Below are 20,596 nucleotides of genomic sequence, written 5' to 3'. Positions count from 1 at the left end.
AAGGTAACCCTAATAGGGAAAGATGTCATCCAAGTAGCCAACACTGGGATCCAGAAAACTTAATTATAAACAAGCACACTATACAACGTTTTCGATGAAATTGCATGAAAAACTGGATTCCAGTGTCAGCTACTTTCATGACACCACTACCTGTGCAGGAGTTGCCTTCAAAATTACAACGTTTGTGCAGTTGTGCACCAGCTATCCAGGCAATCAGTTCCATAACTCTTCTATTTTATAATACTCCCTTACTTCTGACCTGAATATGTGAACCATTATGCCTTGAAAATTCAAAATCACCCAATTGCCTTCATCCATACCTTCTACATCTATTTTATCATGTCGCTCGAGACTTTTTATTACGTGTTCAGCTAACGCTTTCACATGGCGACTTGAATCACCAGATGCAATAATCATATATTTTGCAATAATGGTTCTATTCTGCACATCGAGAGTAACTATATCGTGACCTTTATTTTGATCTATTATACTTACAATCATGCTTTTTATTGATTCTGTATCACTGGATACATTAGTCATCATCTTAAATTATTTAATTTACTTATAATTATACACTCAAAATCTCTAAATATGAACTATTTTCAACGCGACTGTTCGTTAAAAAGGTATTACCTGCATCTATTTTATCATCATGTTTTTAGCATGTACAATGATATACTTTTATATATAATTGAAAATAGCTTTCTACTAGTATTCATTATGGACAAGACTCTCATCTACTTAATCGGCTTTCCAGGCAGTGGTAAGTTTACTACTGCAAAGGAACTGTGTAAAATCATTGATGCAGTAATAGTAAGCAATAATCTATTCAATAATATTATATTTGATATTGTTAAATTGCAGGATGCTGAAGTTCCAGATGAACTATGGGAAAAAATTTTTGCAGTTAGGGAAAATATATTAGCAATACTAGAAAAACACTACATAAAATCAAAACATTATATATTTACAAATGAATTGATAGAGGGTGACCCCTATGATCAGAGAATATACAACTCTGTGGTAAATTTAAGTAAAAAAATGGATATGGAAATTCTTCCTGTAGTGTTACATTGTAATGACGAAGAACTAGCAAGGCGTATTCACTCAAAGGAGAGATGCCGGAAAAATAAAATTATTGATTCGGATTTTGTTATGAAAAGAATTGAAGGGAAAAGGCTATTTATACCGGAAGGTACACTTGAAATTGATAACTCAAACTTAAGTGCAAAGGAAGTTGCAAAGAAAATTGTTGAAGAGATGAAGGAAGAAAAAAATGGAAAATTAATTAAAACTTCTGTAACAAATCATTTAAAAACAGAGCGTACTCGTGGTTGAGCAGAAAGATAAGTATCGTCCTTGTGTTGGCATAATGCTATTTAACAGACAAGGACATGCCTTTATTGGAAAACGCTTTGATAGCGACTCTTACTGGCAGATGCCACAAGGAGGTGTTGATGATGGTGAGGAACTGGAACAAGCAGCGTTACGTGAGTTGCTAGAGGAAGTTGGTACTAATAAAGTAAAGGTTATAACTAAAAGCAAGGATTGGATATACTACAACTTGCCTGAAGAAGTTATACCAAAGTGCTGGAATGGGAAATATTCTGGTCAAAAGCAAAGGTGGTTCTTAATGAAATTTTATGGAGAGGATAAGGATATTGATATTAATTATACTGATCATCCAGAGTTCAAAGAGTGGCGTTGGCAAAGTATAGATGATTTAGTAGCCAATGCTATATCATTTAAAAAAGAAGTTTATAAGACAGTGATAGAAGAGTTTTCTTCTATAATAAAAACCTCTATTATTGAGTAAAATTTACAATAAGCTCATGATAGTAGATTCTCATTGCCACTTGATTTATTTTTCCGATGATGAAATACCAAAAGTAATTTCAAGGGCAGAGCAAAATGGTGTAAAAATTTTGCATAACATATGCGTAAGCATTGATGATATCCCTAAATTATTAAAAATTTCTTCATCCTACGATCAAGTCTACTTCTCTGTTGGTATACATCCACTTGATGCTGCTATAGAAAACGGTGAGTGTATACATGCTGATGAATTAGTTGAATTTACTAAGAATCAAAAGGTAATTAGTATCGGTGAAACCGGGTTAGATTTTTATAAATCTGACAACAAAGACAATCAGAAAAAAAGTTTTGCATCACACATAGAAGCAGCAAGAATAACAGGGTTACCTTTAGTTATTCACACTAGGAGTGCTGATAGTGAGATGATCGATATGTTAAAGTCAGAAATGAAAACCTGTGCTTTTAGTGGAGTAATGCACTGCTTTGCTTCCTCTAAAGAGCTTGCTTATCAATCTATAGATTTAGGGTTATATATTTCATTTTCTGGAATCATTACTTTTAAAAATGCGAGCTTACTCAGAGGAATTGCACAAGGTGTACCACGCGAACGTGTTTTGGTTGAAACTGATGCACCGTATCTATCACCTGAGCCTTACAGAGGAAAAAAGAACGAACCAGCAATGGTAAAATATGTTGTGGATTGTTTGGCAGAGTTATGGAATAAGTCACCCGACAAAGTAGCAGAAATAACCACAAGCAACTTTTTTAGGCTGTTTACGAAACTTGAGCTACAAGGAAGTTCTATAAAACCATTGATTTGCTTATGAGCCTAAATAGTTCTTTCACTGCATTCACAGATTTATCGAACATTTCTCGTTCACTATTATCCATCTTAACTTCTAGGACCTTTTCAACTCCATTTTTTCCAATAATTACAGGAACACCAATAAACAAATCTTTTACACCATATTCACCATTAAGGTAAGCAGCACATGGTAATATACGCCTTTTATCTTTTAAATATGACTCTAACATGCATATAGCTGAAGATGCAGGAGCGTAGTATGCAGATCCAGACTTAAGCAGATCAACTATTTCTTTACCGCCATTGCGAGTGCGTTCAACTATTTCATCAACTTTTTTCTGCGTAATGAGACCCATATCGATAACTTGGGTAAGTGGAATGCCAGCGATAGAAGTGCAATTAATGAGTGGTACCATAGTGTCACCATGTCCTCCAAGCACAAAAGCAGATATATCTTCAACTGAAATATTTAATTCACTTGCAAGAAAATAACGGAAACGGGAAGAATCAAGCACTCCTGCCATTCCAACAACCATATTAGCTGGAAGGTTTGAAAATTTATGCACCACTGAAACCATGGCATCCAAAGGGTTGGTAACCACTATTACAAACGCATTTGGAGAATACTTCTTAATATTTTCACCAACCTCCTTCATTACTTTAGCATTGGTTTGCAGGAGGTCATCCCTGCTCATTCCAGGTTTTCTAGCAATGCCTGCTGTTATGATGATTGCATCAGAATTTTCTATATCTTTGTATTGATTAGTTCCAGTTAAACCAGAATTAAATCCATCAATAGGGGATGATTCTGCTATGTCGAGTGCTTTACCTTGCGGTATTCCATCACTAATATCAAGTAAAACAACATTGCCGAGTTCCCTTAGTGCAATCATATGGGCAAGAGTTCCACCGATATTTCCTGCACCGATTAAAGATATTTTTTTTCTTTGTACTGTCATTTTCTACTCCTTTGTATTTACTTTTATGGTTTTACCTTCCCAAGGCGATAGGCTATCAAGCATACGAAAATCTTGCGATAAATCTATAGGATTATATACAACCTTTTTTGCCTCTATATCGTATCTTACTTCCTCATAACCAGTGAGAGGGAAATCTTTTAACATTGGATGACCTTTGAATCCATAGTCTGTTAGAATCCTACGCAAATCAGGGTGATCAGAGAATTCTATTCCATACATATCAAACACTTCACGCTCAAACCACGAAGCTGTGCTAAATACCTTTGCTATGCTTGGAGGCATATCGCCCTCACATAATTGAAGTTTTATGTGTACTCTAATATTATGCACAATGCTGAGTAAATTGTACACTAACTCAAAGCGCTTTTCTCGATCTGGATAGTCAACCCCAAAAATATCAACTAATAGTTCAAACCTACACTTTTCATCATCACGTAGAAAGGATAGGTGCTTTTCAATTTCATCTAAAGTTGAATATATTACAATAATGCCATCATCTTTTTGAATGCACTCACACTTGGTCTTTTTTTGTATATGCCTTGCAGTTTTATCCATGCTTTATATTCTGAGTTCGTTTTATTTTGTTTTGTAGGCATAGCATTCCATATAGCAACGCCTCAGCGGTTGGTGGGCATCCAGGGACATACACGTCAACTGGCACAATTCTATCACAGCCTCGGACTACTGAATAAGAATAATGGTAATAACCACCACCATTTGCACAACTTCCCATAGAAATAACATACTTCGGGTCTGCCATTTGATCATAAACCTTGCGCAATGCTGCTGCCATTTTATTAGTTAGTGTGCCAGCAACAATCATCACATCTGATTGACGTGGGCTTGCACGAAACATTATGCCATATCTATCAAGATCATAACGGCTGGATGCAGTATGCATCATCTCAACTGCGCAACATGCAAGACCAAATGTCATTGGCCACAATGAACCAGACCTTGCCCAATTCATTACATAATCTATTAAATCACCAAATTTAGTAACAAGAAACCCTTCTTTTTTATAACGACCCCAGTCATCATTAGATAGAATTTGATTTGTCATAAACTACTCCCACTCTAATGCACCTTTACACCATTCATAGATAAAACCTATAGTGAGTATTGCAAGAAATACCATCATAGACCAAAATCCACCATAGCTTATCTTAGATAAAGAAACAGCCCAAGGAAAAAGAAAAGCGATTTCTAAGTCAAATATTATAAATAATATTGAAACTAGGTAAAATTTAATGTCAAAATTTTTTCTTGCACTGGATAGTGGATTGAAGCCACACTCATATGTGGAAAGTTTTTCACCATCTGGCTTACTCACTGCAAGAAACATAGGCAATATACCTAAAGCAAAAGATACTACAATTGATACGCAGATAAAGATTACTATGGTTAGATATTCGCTCATTTAACAAAACATATAACACTATGAGTTTACATGCTTTCCTAACTTTTTACCACCTAAAATATGCACGTGAAAGTGTGGTACAACCTGCTCTCCATTTTCACCGTAGTTAGTGACTAATCTATATCCTGTTTTTTCTAAATTATATTTATGTGCTATTTCTCTGACAATTTTGAAAAAACTTACTATCTCCTCTTCAGAAGCTTTTAGAATAAAATCATCGTATGAAATATATTGATTTTTTGGTATAACTAAAATGTGAACTGGTGCGTCAGGGTACTTATCACGAAAAGCTAGTACATTTTCATTTTCATGTACCTTCTCACAAGGTAACTCACCTCTTAATATTTGAGCAAAGATGTTATTGCTATCATAAACTTCATTGCTCATATTTTAAGAGCGACCTTTCCCTCTTCCTTTATTTCTTTCTACATCAGGCGTAGATAGTAGTTTTATTACTTCACAAGAGGCATCTTCAAAATTCAAAAAAGTACTTCCCAATCCTTCTGCTTGCTTTTTGATATCTCGTTCTGATAACTGCATATTTTTTATAGGAGAAATAGCTTCTTTACTTTTACCAAAAGGAAACTCGTTAGGATTAGTAATGTTAAAAGATTTTACTAATTCATCTGTACTTGTAACAGTTTCTGAAGACTGCCCTGGTGACTTTCCAGTTTGTGCTGGCCCTGGAGTTTTTGATGGTTTGTTCTGGTTATCATATTCTCGATACAATTTTTCTGCAATACCATTCAGCAATTTTAAGTCTGTATGAATTTTAAATTCTCCACCAGTAATTCCTGCAAGCTTCTTAAGGTCTTCGTCAACTTTATTAGCAATTCCTTTAAGAACAAGCTCTTCTATTTCTTTCTTGCTCTTGCCTTTATTATCAGGATTAGTTTTAATAGTGTTAGCTATTTCCTCAACGTTAATTTCAATTACAATTTTGTTTTCTTCTCTAAAAATAGTTACATTTGGCAGGTTTTTCTTTATTTGACCTAATTGTTCATCGTTCAAATAAGGTATATCTCCCGTCAGAGTCCTTGACGCTAAAAAAGCTACCTTTCCTTTCCCTTTCTTTTGCTCTGTTATTTCTACACCAAGATTCTCACTAGCTTGTGTGGTTTCTATAGGTGGGTCATACTCTTCAAGTGGGCTGCCAATAATATAACGCCCGCCATTTTTTATGTCGTGCCACATTTCGCCCCGAGACTTAAACCAGTTTTTTGGCTGTATAGGATATATTATACCCCCAAATAGAGCTCCTATACCTCTACCCAGAAAATTTCCTACTCCCGAAGCTGCATTACCAACTTTAGATTCTTCATTTTGGTCGTTTTTTGGCATACACACCTCCAAGTTACTTTCTACAACTAAATACATTTTAATTATAGACGAAAAAATTTAAACTTCTATATCCATTATAAGATAGAATTATAGGGATTGCAACCATTATTTATACATTGTCTAAAACATGTGGTATTTGCTACTTTATTCAATTTACTTTAAAGAGTACTCTCTAAATTATGTTTAAATGGAATACAAATAATATCATTGATGCAACTGGCGGAAGAGGCGTAAATGGTTGTAATTGGACACATAGCTCAAATATTTCAACGGACACAAGAAGCATAAAAAAAGGTGATTTATTTATTGCACTCAAGGGAAAGAATTTTGATGGCCATAATTTTTTGCATGAAGCGTTTTTAAAAGGGGCTGCCGCTGCAATAGTAAGTGAGGGTAAATATAAAAATTTCCCTCTCATTATTGTACAAGATACCCTGAAAGCTTTGCACGATATGGCATCATACTATATTAGAAATATTCTTGTTGATGCTAAAATTATTGCAATTACAGGCAGTGTCGGGAAAACCACTACAAAGGATATGCTGCACACTGTTTTATCGCAATATGGAGTGTCCCATGCAAACAAAGGTAACTTAAATAATAATATAGGATTGCCTTTGACAATTCTAAAAGCTCCAAAAAACTGCCAGTACTTAATCCTTGAAATGGGAATGAATAAAGCTGGTGAAATAAAAGAATTATCAAAGATTAGTAATCCAAATATTGCAGTTATTACCAACATCGAACCTGCACATACTGAAAATTTTTCATCACTATTTGACGTTGCACAAGCGAAGTTAGAAATTCTATATGGTATGAAAAGTAATGGTACTTTGGTCTTGAACAGAGATAATAAATATTATGATTATCTCTCATCACGCGCCAATAGAAATGTAATAAGCCTCGGTAAAGATAAAAATGCTGAAGTTTGTTTACTAAACTTAATAAGAAACGATGAATCTTCTGTCATTTCAGCACTATCTTCTGTCATCCCAGTGCCCAGACACTGGGATCCAGGAAGTTCAATTGCAAATGAGCATATCAGACGGTTGTATAATAAAGACTGGATTCCAGTGTCACGCGCTGGAATGACATCAAACCGAGTTGCTAATAGATTAAGTTTAAAAATCAGGCTGAGTGATAATCAAATTATAAACTGTAATTTACGTGTACAAGGTGAGCATTTTGCTTATTCGCTACTTGTTGTTGCAGCAGTTGTGCAGAGCCTAGGACTTGATTTATCAAAATTACCACTTGCACTTAAGAATTTTAGTGTAACGAAAGGTAGAGGCAATATTCATAAGGTCAAATACAATAAAAAATATATACATTTAATTGATGACTCCTATAACGCCAGCCCTGCTTCGATGAAAACTGCAATAAAAACTTTGAGTACATATTCTAATCAGAGAAAAGTAGCTTTGCTTGGTGATATGTTGGAACTTGGTGATAAAAGCATAGAATTTCATACAGATTTGGTTAAGATTGTCACAGAAAATAATATAGATAAAATTTATACAGTTGGTAAATTTATGTTAGAATTGCATGAGCTTTTGCCAGATAATATAAGAGGCGCGCATTTTAATGATTCTAATCAATTGAAAAGTGATTTAGCTAACATTATTCAGAATAATGACGCAATTCTAGTTAAAGGCTCACGAAGAATGAAAATGGATCTTATTGTACGGGAATTCATAATAGAATATTAAGCAAAATCATTGTATTAATTTACAGTAACAAATTATTAGGAACTTTAATCGTGACAAAACGTGTAGTTATTTTTGGTGGAACGGGGTTTATAGGGAAACACATCGTAAGACGCTTGGCAGCAGAAGGATATTTAATAAAGATATTCACTCGTAATCAGGAAAAAGCTGCTTGTTTAAAATTGTGTGGCAATTTGGGACAAATATCAATATTTAAAGGCGATTTTTTTGATGAAAAATCAGTTCTAGAGGGTATGGAAGAATGTGATGTAGCCATAAACTTAGTGGGAATATTATGTGAAGCAAAAAAGCACGATTTTTACGCTGTTCACGTTAAAATAGCTGAAAGGATAGCAAAAGCTGCAAAAATGAAAAATGTACCTATGATGATACATTTTTCCGCTATGGGAATAGAAAATAGCAAGTTGTCAAAATATGCCAAAAGTAAATTGGAAGGTGAAAAAGCTGTAACTTCAGCATTTCAAGAAGCAATAATAATTAGGCCAAGCCTTGTATTTGGTAAAGAAGATAACTTCTTTAATAAATTTGCAAGATTAGCAACTGTTCTTCCTTTTTTGCCGCTAATTGGCAATGGAACGACTAAATTTCAGCCAATATGTGTAACAGACTTAGCTGAAGTGGTATATCGTATTATCAGTTTTAATAAGCAAGACAAGAAAATTTATAACATGGGTGGACCAAAGGTTTACTCTTTCAAAAGCTTATTGAAGTTTATTCTGAATGTTACTAACAGAAAGTGTTTGTTGATCAATGTATCTTTTCCAATGGCAAAGTTAATAGCTTTCTTTTTAGAAAATAAAATTATTTCTATGCTGCTAAAACCAATAACTGGAGATACGAACCCTGTGCTTACTCAAGATCAGGTGAAAGTTATGATGAATAGCTCAATCGAAAAGTCAGATGACCTTGAAACAATGAAGGTTCGACCATTAGCAATTGAAAATGTGGTGCCAGAATACTTGAAGATTTATAGAAAGTATTGATAGAAGAGTGTGCCCGGTAGGATTCGAACCTACGACCCACAGCTTAGAAGGCTGTTGCTCTATCCAGCTGAGCTACGGGCACACAATATATATAAAATGCTTCTTAGTACAAGTGAAGTCAAGTATTTCGTGTGAATATGATGTTTGTGGTAATATCTTACAACACCTTGTCATTGCAGTTGTGTGTCATGCGCTGCCGAAATTGGATGCGAGAAGTCCATTTATTTTAGAAAATATTATATAGAAAGTTGCTTGACAAACTCCGCCAGCCCCCTTATTATGACAATAAGGGTATTTATGACTCAAAACTTGTTTTTGACCTGCAGGCTCAATGACAAAATTCAGTAAAAAACTCAGGGTATTTTTTGGCGGATTACATAAAATTATAGCGGCTGCATGTCTTTTAAATTTTTTCTACATTCAGCCAAATCGCGCTTATTTTAAGCGTTAGCACATTATTACAGCGCCACTTACAGTAATATAGAGTCAAAACTCGCACCACGGGGCTTCTTTTGCCTTTTTTTTATTTGGTAAATTTCTTAATGTTTCTAGCTAAAGCAATTTAAGAGACCGAAAATGGTGTCATTCCAGCGCGTGACGCTGGAATCTAGTCTTTATTATGCAGCCACTTATTTAAAGTTAAGTTTTCTGGATCCAAGTAGTCAAGCTACTCGGATGACACCTTGACGATTTGAAGAATCGTCGTCCCGCTGCTTGTTAGCGGCTAAGAGATACCGTGAATGAATCACGGTATGACGGTTCGTGGTGGTATGACGGTTCGCGGTGGTATAGTAATTCGTCATCCCGCAGCGGGATCTATGTCAAGAGATACCGTGACGGTATGACGGTTAATTCACGGCGGTATGACGGTTCGCGATGGTATGACGTAGGACTGCTGTCATTCCAGTCTGGAATCTAGTTCTTATTGTACATTTACTTGGTGTAGAGTTAAGTTTCCTGGATCCCAGTGTTGGCTACTTGGATGACATCATAGGGGCGCTGGAATGACACCCTGACAATTGTCATCCCGCTACTTGTTAGCGGGATCTAGAAATACCGCGGCGGTATGACGGTTCGCGGTGGTATGACGTAGGACTGCTGTCATTCCAGTGCTTGACACTGGAATCCAGCTTCTATGCAACCTCATCAAAAACATTCATTTAGTATAAGATCAGCTACTTTCCATGCTAGTTTGCTTATAAACAAGCAAACTTTTCTGGGTCCCAGTGACCTTTGTTGTATTGCCAAAGAGATGGGTCGTTGAGCGCTCTTTTGCTTGGTTGGAAAAGTGTAGGCAGTTGTGGAAAAATTGCGAACGTAAACTCAATACCAGCTTGCAAATGATTGTCCTTTCCTTCATTTCTCTCCTATTACGAAGATTTTAAACAGGTTCTTAAGAAAGTTTTAAATTTTTGCAGACCATACCTAACAATAAACAACTTTAGGTTTAAATTTATGAAATCAGTTGTTATATATATCAGCAAATACGAATTTAACTGGTGTTATGGACTTAAATAAATTTACCGAAAAAGCAAAAAGTCTAATTCAAAGTGCTCAGATGAAAGCGTTGGGAGCTGGGCATCAGATTTTTATGCCTGAGCATTTACTCAAAGTGATGCTTGAGGATGAATTAGGTTTAGTTCAGGATTTGATAAACGCTTGTGGTGGAAATGTGCAAAGTATTTCTGATGCTGTGGATAGCGCAATAAAAAAGTTGCCAGTAATTGAAGGTCCAGGAAGTGGGGGCCTTCAACTTTCAAGAGAAATAGCAAAAGTTTTTGAAGATTCAATTGGTATTGCAAAGAGAAATAAAGATTCATTTGTTGCTGTTGAGCGTTTACTGCAGGGCCTCACTGCACAAAAAGATGATACTGTAGGCAAAATTCTGGCAGAGAATGGTGTTACACCGCAAAAATTAAATTCAGTTGTTACAGACATGAGGAAAGGTAGCAGTGCAGACTCGCCAAACAGTGAGGAAAAATTGAACGCGGCTAAGAGATATACAAAGGATATTACAGAGCTTGCTATGCAAGGCAAGCTTGATCCTGTAATTGGTCGTGATGAAGAGATCAGAAGAACTATGCAGGTATCACTGAGGCGGACAAAAAATAATCCAGTGCTGATCGGTGAACCTGGTGTTGGAAAAACTGCAATAGTTGAGGGGCTTGCAAATAGAATCGTTGCAAATGACGTGCCACTTGGTTTGCGTGATGCAAAAGTTTTAGCCCTCGATCTTGGCGCATTAATTGCTGGAACAAAATTTAGAGGAGAATTTGAAGAAAGGTTAAAAGCAGTTATTAATGAGCTTTCGAAAGCGGAGGGAAAAGTTATCTTGTTTATAGATGAGCTTCATACTTTAGTTGGAGCAGGAGCAATAAGTGGTGCAATGGATGCTTCAAATTTGCTAAAGCCTGCTCTTGCGCGTGGAGAAATTCGCTGTATAGGAGCCACAACTTTAGATGAATATCGTCAGCATATAGAAAAAGATCCTGCACTTGCAAGGCGTTTTCAGCCTGTGTTTATCTCTCAACCAACTGAAACTGATACCATTTCAATACTCAGGGGTTTGAAGGAAAGATATGAAGTGCATCATGGTATAAGAATTACAGACGGTGCAATAATTGCTGCTGCAACGTTGTCCAATAGATATATAACAGATAGGTTTTTACCTGATAAAGCAATTGATTTGATTGATGAAGCAGCAAGTAGGGTGAGAATTGAAATGGATAGCAAGCCTGAAGTTATTGATGAACTTGAGAGAAAGGTTATACAGCTAAAGATTGAAGCAGAAGCTCTAAAAAAAGAAAGTGATGAAAATTCTAAACAGCGTTTAAAAAAGATAAATGAAGAGATCGAAAATCTAAACAGTAAATTTGCTGACTTGAACAGCAAATGGCAGATGGAAAAGAATAAAATAGCTAGAATACAAGAAACAGTTGAAAAATTAGATAACGCCAGAAAAGAGCTGGAATTGGCTCAGCGGAGTGGAAATTTAGGAAAAGCAGGAGAGCTGATGTATGGTGTGATCCCTCAGCTTGAGAATGAATTAAAAAATCAGGAAAAGGTTACTGATAGTTTCTTAAAGAAAGAAGTGACTGGAGATGATATTGCAAACATTGTTTCAAAGTGGACAGGAATTCCAGTTGATAACATGATGCACAGCGAAAAGGAAAAACTTCTTAACATGGAGAATGAAATAGGAAGAAGAGTAATAGGGCAAAAAGGCGCGATAGAAGCAATAAGTAATGCAGTTAGGCGCTCTCGCTCTGGTGTGCAAGATACTAATCGACCTTTCGGTTCATTTTTATTCTTAGGCCCAACCGGGGTTGGAAAAACAGAACTGGCAAAAGCCCTTGCTGAATTTCTGTTTGACGATCAATCAGCGCTTTTGCGTTTTGATATGTCAGAATATATGGAAAAACATTCTGTTTCAAAGCTAATTGGCGCGCCTCCAGGGTATGTTGGCTATGAGCAAGGTGGCAGATTAACCGAAGCAGTAAGAAGAAGGCCATATCAGGTTATTCTGTTTGATGAAATAGAGAAGGCAAATCCAGATATATTTAATCTATTGCTGCAAATCTTGGATGAGGGTAGACTCACTGATAGTCATGGCAAATTAGTTGATTTTCGCAACACCATACTGATCTTAACTTCTAACCTTGGTGCAGAGATAATGCTTAAGGGAGTTACAGAAAATGAGACTCTACCTCCTGTCATCCAAGTAGCTGACACTGGGATCCAGATGCAGATTCCAGCTTCACGCGCTGGAATGACATCGGAAGGAGGAGTTGCTAACTCTGTAAAAAGCGAAGTGATGCAAATAGTTAAATCAGCATTTCGTCCAGAATTTTTAAACAGGCTGGATGAAATTATTATATTCCACAGTTTAACCAGAGATGACATCTATAAAATTATAGATGTTCAATTTTCTTATTTACAAAAAACACTTGCTAAGCGTAAACTGAGTATAAGTTTGTCGCAGGAAGCTAAAGAACTAATAGCACAAACTGGCTATGACCCTGAATATGGAGCAAGGCCCCTAAAAAGGGTTATACAAGAGTGTATTCAAAATAATTTAGCTAAATTAGTTTTATCAGGGGAAGTAGTAGAAAATGATGAGCTAATAGTGTACGCTCTTGATAATGAAATCTTAGTTAAAAAGGTTTAAGTTCACTGTGTATTTTTGTTAAAAAAATGTGTATAGATCATAATGTTGACACTGAGTTTTTATTTGAGTTAGTTGATCAAGAAAATCAGCAAGATAAAGAAAAAATTAAAAAATTTATTAAGTATTTTTATAGTTTTGTTTATAAAAGTGACCTAAAAGCCAACGATAAGTTTTTGCTATATATTGTAAACGATGCTTACAATTTTGTTTCTCAAAAAGAGAAAGATGAAAGTAAGTTAGTAGTAAGCAATATAGATGATATACCAGGAATAGAAGGCGATTTTACCACGATTAAGATAACAAACGATGATATGCCATTTTTGGTTGATTCTGTTATTGCAACTATTAAATCGCACAATTTAACCATATGCTATTACAGCAACAGCATAATTAACATTAAAAGAAAAGATGGCCTAATAGATGAGATTTACTCCTTGGAAGAAAGCAATGGAGTCAAAGAATCAGTTATATATGTAATTATCAAAGGTATAAGTGACAGTTTTGTTGATACATTAAAAGAATCTCTACAAAAAACGCTGAAAGCAGTTAATTGCGTTGTGAAAGATTGGCACTTAATGCTCAAGAAACTTGATGAAGCAAAAAGTCTTCTTTTTGCCATCGAGCAGCCAGCGTCGAACGCTGGAGTGACACCAGGAAAAGATTTCTTAGATTGGCTAAAAAACAATAATTTTGTATTTCTAGGTTATCAAGAATATATTGCTGGTAAAGATGAAAAACTCGTCTGTGATAGCAAAAAGGACCTTGGCCTGATAAGAGTAGGTCAAAGTACGTTGATTCCTTCTGCAAACCTTGATTCCCTATACATATTGAGATCAGATCTAATCTCAATAGTCCATCGGCGTACATACATGAATTGTATAGGAGTAAAAGAATTTGATGACCAGGGTAATGTAGTAAAGGAACGGCGTTTTTTCGGGCTATTTACTTCTGTAGCGGAGGTCCAAGATATTCGAACTATTCCAATAATAAGAGATAAAGTTAAAGTTATAGAAAAAAATGCAGGGTTTGTAACCGGGGGCCACAATAACAAAGCTTTAATTTCTATTTTACAAGCATTCTCTTGTGATGAATTATTCCAATCAAATGAAGACGAATTATTTAAAATTTGCATTTCGATCATGTCTCTTGCGATTAGGCCAAGGGTCAGATTATTTTTAAGAAGAGTAAGGGATTTTATTAGTTGCATAGTGCTGATACCAATGCGTTATGCTAGCGCTAGGCTAATGTTCAAGATACGTGACATATTGAAGGATGAGACAAGTGCAGAAAGTTCAGATATTTATAACAATCACATTATCAATGAATATGATTTGATGAAATTGCATGTAGTGCTAAAGACCAAAAATGCTAGTGTTCCTGATGACGAAGTTTTACGTATCGAAAACAAATTGAGGAACATTACGGAAAAGTGGGAAGATCGTTTTATAGACAATTTATATAATACTTTTAGTACTGTTGAGGATATATTCATCCGTTATTGCAAGGTATTTCCAATAAGCTATCAAGAGAGTTTCGAACCTCATGACGCATATTACGATATGAAAAAATTGGAGATAGTGAGGAAAAAAGGAGTTAGCGAGGTCGATTTAAGACTTACTTGTGATAATCTTAATTATCAATTAAAGGTTTATACTCCAAGCAATAGAGGCCTTGAATTATCGAAGATATTAAGGATCACTAAGAATTTGGGAGCTAAGATTCTATCTCATAATGGCTATTACATAGAAATTAACGGCGGAATATGGATACACCATTTTGTGTTGTCAAGAGTCGATGAATTAATAGACAACATTACTCTAAAAGAGCAATTTGAAATAACACTTGCGAAAGTGTTTAGAAAGGAAATTAAAAATGATTATTTCAATAGTTTGGTCATTATTGCTGGACTGGAGTGGAAAGAAGTGCTTCTGGTTAGAGCGCTCAGTGCTTACCTAAAGCAGACGTCATTTAACTACAATCCAGAATATATCCAAAAGGTAGTCTCAGAGTATCCAAAAATAGTAAAGTATTTGATACAACTATTTCATGCAAGATTTGATCCTAGCATAGACATTGATAGAGCAGAAACCACGGACATTTTCATAGAAAAAATTGAGGAACTTCTAAAAGAGATCAGCAATGTTTCACATGATTACGTTTTGCGCTCGATATTTAACTTGATAATGGCTATTTTAAGGACCAGTTATTATCAAGACGATAAACCATATTTATCTACAAAATTTGACTCAAATAAAATAAATGGTTTGCCTGATCCTCGTCCATATCGTGAATTGTATATTTATTCAAATCTTTTTGAGGGAATACATCTAAGAGGAGGGAAATTGGCCCGTGGTGGCTTAAGGTGGTCGGATAGGACGGAAGATTTTCGCACTGAAGTTTTGGGGCTCATGAAAGCTCAGATGACAAAAAATGCGGTTATTGTACCTGTTGGCGCAAAGGGTGGGTTTGTAATTAAGCAAGTTTATAAAGACAAAGATATTTTAAGAGAGAAAGGTGTTGAATGCTATAAGAGTTTTATCAGGGGAATGCTTGACATTACTGATAATGTAGTTAATGGCAAAATAATTCCACCAGAGAATGTGATTAGGTATGATGAGGATGATCCATACTTGGTAGTTGCAGCAGATAAAGGCACTGCTTCTTTTTCTGACTATGCAAACCAAATAGCCTCTGAATACAATTTTTGGCTTGGCGATGCATTTGCATCTGGTGGATCAGCAGGTTATGATCACAAAAAAATGGGTATTACAGCCAGAGGTGCATGGATTGCAGCGCAGAGGCATTTTTGGAAAATGAATAAGGATATTTACCAAGATGCAACTGTTATTGGAATTGGAGATATGGCTGGCGATCTATTTGGAAACGGTATGCTGCTTTCAAAAAATATACATTTAATCGGCGCATTTAACCATATGCATATTTTTATTGATCCAAATCCTAGTGCAGAAAAGAGTTTCACAGAGCGTAAACGTCTCTTTGAGTTACCATTTTTAACTTGGATGGATTATAACAAAGATTTGATTTCTAAGGGTGGAGGAGTATTTGAGCGTAGCAGCAAGCAAGTAAACATTTCTCAAGAAATAAAAAAATGCTTTGATATAACAGAAGATATGCTACCTCCAAGTGATTTGATTAGATATCTACTCAAAGCAGAAGTGGACTTCATATGGAATGGAGGAATTGGCACGTTTGTTAAGGCAAAGAGTGAAAATCATAGCATGGTCGGTGACAAAGCAAACGATGAGTTAAGAGTAAATGGTAAAGATATTAGAGCTTCTATGTTTATAGAAGGCGGAAATTTGGGATGCACACAGCTTGGAAGAATAGAATATGCTGAAAGAGGTGGATATATAAATGCAGATTTTGTTGATAATTCAGCCGGAGTGATATGTTCGGACCTTGAAGTTAACATCAAGATTGCATTTGTTTCAGCTATGAAAGCAGGGGGTGTTTCTTTAGAAAAAAGGAATGAAATACTGGCAAGTATGGTGGACGAAGTTGCATCCAAAGTGCTTGAGAACCACAACAGAATTGAAACAAAAGCATTACTTCTTGAGTGTTTGCAAGCTAAAGAGAGATTGGAGCAGCACCACAGGTTACTGCTCAGTTTAGAAAAATCTGGGCTGTTAAACCGAAGCGTAGAATTTCTTCCAACTGAAGAAGAGATAGCAAGGATGTTAACTGGTGCAGAAGGTTTCAGTTCTCCTCAGCTTTCTATTCTAATGTCTTATGCTAGAACGGCAATAAAAAATGACATTATACATTCCGATCTGCCTGAAAAAGATCTTATATCTAATGACTACTTGCTAGGTTATTTTCCTAAAAAGATGATAACAAAGTTTAAGGATTTCATATTAAAACACCAACTTCGTAGAGAAATTATCTCTACTTGCATTGCAAATGATGTAGTGAATAGAATGGGCTGTATATTCATCAATAATTTGGCTGAGAACACTGGAATTAAGGTACAAGAAGCGGTTAACATATATATTGTTGTTAACCACCTGTATGATTTAAACAGCCTGTGGCAGAAAATTGATGAATTGGATGGAAAAATTGATGTTAACTCATACTTACAAATAGTGAGGAACGTGCAGAAATTTATTGGCAGAGTATCGTTTTGGTTAGTGAAAAATCTTGGCAAGCTTAGCTTTGTAGAGTTGGATGATGTTACAAAATTTAAAGATGCAATTGAAACTTTAGGCCAGAACTTAACTGATGTTTTAGATGAACACCTATTAAAGGTCTGTAGCCATGGATCAACTTCTTTAGTAGAACTTAATATAAATAAAGATCTAGCAAAAAAAGTTGCTGATCTATACGTTCTTGCTTATGCACTGGACATTATATCTGTTGCTGAACAGACATCTTTGTCCATTCTTGATGCTGGTAAAATATACTTTGAGTTAAAGTCGCTGTTAAGATTCGATCTGATTAGAACAATTGCCATCAAGATGAAAAGCCGCTCTTCTTATTGGGATCGCAGCTTAGTTAATGATTTATTGGACGATTTAAGCAATTACCATCACAAGCTAGCTGTTAAAGTCATAAAAGCTACTGATAACCCCGAAGATAAGGTTCAAACCTGGGCTTGTAATGATAAGGACTACATAGAACGTTATAATAGTTTTTTAGATGAGATAGTTGCTTCTAAACTTGATTTAAGCAAATTAATATTTATAATCAGGAGGATTAAAGTACTTGCTTCATAGGAAAAATGTTTAATATAGGTCTTTCAGAAATTTTGGTCGTTGCTTTAGTGAGCATAATTGTTCTTGATAGAAATAAGGTGCCTGTATTTATTGATCTTATTAGGAATACATATAGGTATCTTATGATTATAAAATCAAAAGCTAGGAGGTTATTGAAAGACGCAGGAATTGAAGACTTATATAAAGAGTGTAATACTGAGAAAGTAAATTACATAGTTGGTAAAAATGGTAAGCTTTATCCTACTTACGATATAGATAATACATCTAAAGATAATGACAGCGAAGATTCTAGTAGTAGATGATGTACTATCTAATGTCAAGCTTTTAGAAGCTCGACTAAAAGCAGAGTACTATACGGTTATCGTAGCTCATGATGGTGAAGAAGCTATAGATTTAGTAGCAAAGCAGCAGCCTGATATTATATTACTTGATATCATGATGCCAAAGATGAATGGCTTTCAAGTTTGTAAGGAGCTAAAGAGTGATCCCTTGACAACCCATATTCCAATAATTATGGTAACTGCACTGCATGATACTCACAATAGAGTACAAGGCATTAATGCTGGTGCAGATGACTTTCTGACTAAACCAATAAACGAAACTGCTTTATCTGCGAGAATTAAGTCTCTCACACGCTTAAAGATGATTATCGACGAATTGCGTTTGAGAGGAGAAACCAACGCTGAGATTGGCGGAGTAGCAGGAAACAGTATTATGGATTATTCTAATCAGATTTTTGATGCTAACATACTTGTTGTAGATGAAGATGTCTTTCAAGCAGAGCAGATATATAATGTACTAAAGCACCGCTTTAGGTCAATTAAAATACTGAGTGATCCAGTGGAGGCATTAAAGGTTGGTATTAAGAATAATTACGACCTGATCATTTCTGATATGCAGTTTTCAAAAACTGACGGCCTGCGTTTGTGTTCTGAGTTTCGTAGTAAAGTAGAAACACGCTATACACCAATTCTGATTCTTTCTGAGGATTATGATAAAAACAATTTAGTAAAAGCACTTGATGTAGGTGCTAATGATTATTTAACAGTACCTTTGGATGAGGGTGAGTTAATAGCAAGGGTTAATTCGCAAGTAAAACGCAAAAGATATCAAGATGCCTTGAGAATGAATTTATTTAATAATGCGGAAATGTCTATAAAGGACCCATTAACTAACTGTTATAATAGAAGATATTTTGATGCACACTTAAGAAACATTGTTAAGGACTCTGTGGAAAAGGATAGAAGGTTGTCTCTTATGATACTTGATATAGACTATTTTAAGATGGTGAATGACAGTTTTGGGCATAGTGCTGGAGATGAACTTTTAAAGCAAGTACAGAAAAGAATTTCTGAAAATATCAGAGTGACAGATTTACTAGCTAGGTTTGGTGGTGAGGAGTTTGTTGTTGTAATGCCAGATACCAATGTATCAGATGCGTACACTATTGCGGAGAGAATACGAAAAATTATTGCTAAAGAACCTTTTATACTTGCGGACAAAAATACAACCCATAACATAACTGTTAGCATTGGAATTGCAGAAATGCAAGGATCTGACCTTGACGATATTAAAAAATTTATAGTACGTGCTGACAAATATTTATATAAGGCAAAAAACAGTGGTAGAAATAGAGTGGTTACTGGCTATAGCTAAAGTGGCTTAAGTTTACCGACAACCGTCATTCCGCTACTCGTTAGCGGAATCTATGCTGAGATACCGCGAATGAATCGCGGTATGACGTGTTGCTTGGGTTAGCTATAGATTTCTGAAATGATTTCAAAAAAATGATAACTAAGGTTAAAGCGACAACATGAGGTTTCTCAGCTCTGGAAATTTCATGTTTAACTGTAAAAATAGATACTTATTTAAAAAATATCCTGTGATTTTCAGTCCTAACTGAAATTCTTGGAATGAGTAGCTGTTTTGTAGGTTATTATTGTATACATCATGCAACATTTGTGGAAAAGGTAGGAGTTTATCTGCATAATAATCTCCTGCTTTTTTTGACACTGCTCTACCAGTTTTTGGAGAAATAAATTGTAAGTTTTCCTTAACACCTGTTACAGCACATTTGGATAAGTCTAACTTGAATCCCAATTGCGTAAGAAGAAGAAGCTCTAAGTTAAGATAATGGCTTTGCCAAGACTGATTGTTGTGTTTAATTACATCGATGAAATATCGAAAATTGTCATACAGCATGGCACAGGGTTCACTTTCTGGAAGCACTTTTTCTAAAATAGAGGAGAAAGAGACAATAGTAATGCTTTTTAACCTATCTTGAAAGAAATGATGGAATGGAGATTCGATTAATTCGCACTTTAAAAAACCCAGATTTTCAGGTAACTTAGCACTCCATTCTGCATGTAATAGATTACTTATCTGAAACTTATAATTGCTATTGTTTGTTAGCTTAGTTAATCCCCTGCGCTTTCCATGATTTTTTGTAAACAGAGAAAGAATTAAGTTTTTATCGCCGTATTTTTTAGCAGCTATAATGATGCCTTCATCTTTCCATCTCATTTAGAGTATATTGACCGTATGATATTATAGAAATAGTAAAATTAGTACAGCAAAAACTACGTCTTTGAGCTTAAATCAATTAAAATATATTGACTTTATGT

The 20,596-nt window shown here is 35.3% G+C and carries 18 protein-coding genes, 1 tRNA gene and 1 pseudogene; 10 read left to right on the top strand and 10 right to left on the bottom strand.

The genetic code is table 11. From position 1 onward, the window contains the following. Positions 1-25 precede the first annotated feature (25 nt). A complete protein-coding gene (locus ABWU23_RS04570) occupies positions 26-223 on the bottom strand; it encodes a hypothetical protein (RefSeq protein ID WP_265017553.1) in 198 nt (65 codons plus the stop codon). Next, a complete protein-coding gene (gene rsfS, locus ABWU23_RS04565; RefSeq protein ID WP_253309997.1) occupies positions 214-540 on the bottom strand; it encodes a ribosome silencing factor in 327 nt (108 codons plus the stop codon). Before rsfS ends, ABWU23_RS04570 begins: the two co-directional genes overlap by 10 nt. A gap of 180 nt (positions 541-720) precedes the next feature. Here rsfS and ABWU23_RS04560 point away from each other — a divergent pair, with 180 nt between their 5' ends. From ABWU23_RS04560 to ABWU23_RS04550, 3 genes are read left to right on the top strand one after another with little or no spacing between them, the layout of a single operon-like run. Further along, the gene (locus ABWU23_RS04560; RefSeq protein ID WP_253307174.1) at positions 721-1,338 is read left to right on the top strand and encodes an AAA family ATPase; all 618 of its coding nucleotides are present in this window, start codon (positions 721-723) and stop codon (positions 1,336-1,338) included. Beyond that, positions 1,331-1,816 carry an RNA pyrophosphohydrolase gene (locus ABWU23_RS04555; protein ID WP_253307175.1) on the top strand — a complete coding sequence of 162 codons (486 nt, stop codon included), beginning with the start codon at positions 1,331-1,333 and terminating at the stop codon, positions 1,814-1,816. Before ABWU23_RS04560 ends, ABWU23_RS04555 begins: the two co-directional genes overlap by 8 nt. A 16-nt stretch (positions 1,817-1,832) precedes the next feature. After that, positions 1,833-2,642 (top strand): TatD family hydrolase, encoded by an 810-nt coding sequence (locus ABWU23_RS04550; protein ID WP_353270864.1) that lies wholly within the window; start codon positions 1,833-1,835, stop codon positions 2,640-2,642. Here the strand turns inward: ABWU23_RS04550 and mdh are convergent. Genes mdh through ABWU23_RS04520 form a run of 6 tightly spaced genes read right to left on the bottom strand, consistent with a single transcriptional unit; the run spans position 2,617 to position 6,361 of the window. After that, positions 2,617-3,579: a malate dehydrogenase gene (gene mdh / locus ABWU23_RS04545; protein WP_253307177.1), complete on the bottom strand. Its 963-nt coding sequence runs from the start codon at positions 3,577-3,579 to the stop codon at positions 2,617-2,619. The two genes, ABWU23_RS04550 and mdh, sit on opposite strands and share 26 nt — an antisense overlap. 3 nt (positions 3,580-3,582) lie before the next feature. Further along, positions 3,583-4,155, bottom strand: a complete 573-nt coding sequence (locus tag ABWU23_RS04540) for an NADH-quinone oxidoreductase subunit C (RefSeq protein ID WP_253307178.1) — start codon at positions 4,153-4,155, stop codon at positions 3,583-3,585. After that, a complete protein-coding gene (locus ABWU23_RS04535; RefSeq protein WP_164224545.1) occupies positions 4,148-4,663 on the bottom strand; it encodes a NuoB/complex I 20 kDa subunit family protein in 516 nt (171 codons plus the stop codon). The genes ABWU23_RS04540 and ABWU23_RS04535 overlap by 8 nt, the downstream gene beginning before the upstream one ends. 3 nt (positions 4,664-4,666) lie before the next feature. Continuing rightward, positions 4,667-5,020, bottom strand: a complete 354-nt coding sequence (locus tag ABWU23_RS04530; protein ID WP_006279576.1) for an NADH-quinone oxidoreductase subunit A — start codon at positions 5,018-5,020, stop codon at positions 4,667-4,669. Positions 5,021-5,038: 18 nt separating this feature from the next. Next, the gene (locus tag ABWU23_RS04525; protein ID WP_164224547.1) at positions 5,039-5,407 is read right to left on the bottom strand and encodes an HIT domain-containing protein; all 369 of its coding nucleotides are present in this window, start codon (positions 5,405-5,407) and stop codon (positions 5,039-5,041) included. A gap of 3 nt (positions 5,408-5,410) precedes the next feature. Continuing rightward, positions 5,411-6,361 carry a hypothetical protein gene (locus ABWU23_RS04520; RefSeq protein WP_353270863.1) on the bottom strand — a complete coding sequence of 317 codons (951 nt, stop codon included), beginning with the start codon at positions 6,359-6,361 and terminating at the stop codon, positions 5,411-5,413. A 179-nt stretch (positions 6,362-6,540) separates the two neighbouring features. On the opposite strand from ABWU23_RS04520, the gene ABWU23_RS04515 reads away from it, so the two are divergent. Further along, the gene (locus ABWU23_RS04515; protein WP_353270862.1) at positions 6,541-8,070 is read left to right on the top strand and encodes a UDP-N-acetylmuramoyl-tripeptide--D-alanyl-D-alanine ligase; all 1,530 of its coding nucleotides are present in this window, start codon (positions 6,541-6,543) and stop codon (positions 8,068-8,070) included. A 50-nt stretch (positions 8,071-8,120) separates the two neighbouring features. Further along, a complete protein-coding gene (locus tag ABWU23_RS04510; RefSeq protein ID WP_353270861.1) occupies positions 8,121-9,071 on the top strand; it encodes a complex I NDUFA9 subunit family protein in 951 nt (316 codons plus the stop codon). Between the two features lie 8 nt (positions 9,072-9,079). On the opposite strand, the gene ABWU23_RS04505 is transcribed toward ABWU23_RS04510, so the two are convergent. Then, positions 9,080-9,153, bottom strand: a tRNA-Arg gene (locus tag ABWU23_RS04505). A 1,147-nt stretch (positions 9,154-10,300) separates the two neighbouring features. On the opposite strand from ABWU23_RS04505, the pseudogene ABWU23_RS04500 reads away from it, so the two are divergent. From ABWU23_RS04500 to ABWU23_RS04480, 5 genes and pseudogenes are all read left to right on the top strand, one after another. Further along, a pseudogene (locus tag ABWU23_RS04500) lies at positions 10,301-10,456 on the top strand (transposase); the annotation flags it as partial. 119 nt (positions 10,457-10,575) lie between these two features. Then, positions 10,576-13,239 (top strand): ATP-dependent chaperone ClpB, encoded by a 2,664-nt coding sequence (clpB, locus tag ABWU23_RS04495; RefSeq protein ID WP_253309998.1) that lies wholly within the window; start codon positions 10,576-10,578, stop codon positions 13,237-13,239. A 26-nt stretch (positions 13,240-13,265) separates the two neighbouring features. Next, complete coding sequence (locus tag ABWU23_RS04490; protein WP_353270860.1) at positions 13,266-17,972, top strand: NAD-glutamate dehydrogenase; 4,707 nt, start codon at positions 13,266-13,268, stop codon at positions 17,970-17,972. A gap of 5 nt (positions 17,973-17,977) precedes the next feature. Next, positions 17,978-18,274 (top strand): hypothetical protein, encoded by a 297-nt coding sequence (locus tag ABWU23_RS04485; protein ID WP_253307184.1) that lies wholly within the window; start codon positions 17,978-17,980, stop codon positions 18,272-18,274. Continuing rightward, positions 18,246-19,628 (top strand): PleD family two-component system response regulator, encoded by a 1,383-nt coding sequence (locus ABWU23_RS04480; RefSeq protein WP_264688012.1) that lies wholly within the window; start codon positions 18,246-18,248, stop codon positions 19,626-19,628. The genes ABWU23_RS04485 and ABWU23_RS04480 overlap by 29 nt, the downstream gene beginning before the upstream one ends. Positions 19,629-19,772: 144 nt before the next feature. Here ABWU23_RS04480 and recO read toward each other — a convergent pair whose 3' ends face one another. Continuing rightward, complete coding sequence (recO, locus tag ABWU23_RS04475) at positions 19,773-20,495, bottom strand: DNA repair protein RecO (RefSeq protein ID WP_353270859.1); 723 nt, start codon at positions 20,493-20,495, stop codon at positions 19,773-19,775. Positions 20,496-20,596: the final 101 nt, after the last annotated feature.

The organism is Wolbachia endosymbiont (group A) of Hedychridium roseum, from assembly GCF_964028325.1.
Lineage (GTDB): Bacteria > Pseudomonadota > Alphaproteobacteria > Rickettsiales > Anaplasmataceae > Wolbachia.
This window is presented reverse-complemented; position numbering and strand designations above follow the sequence as displayed.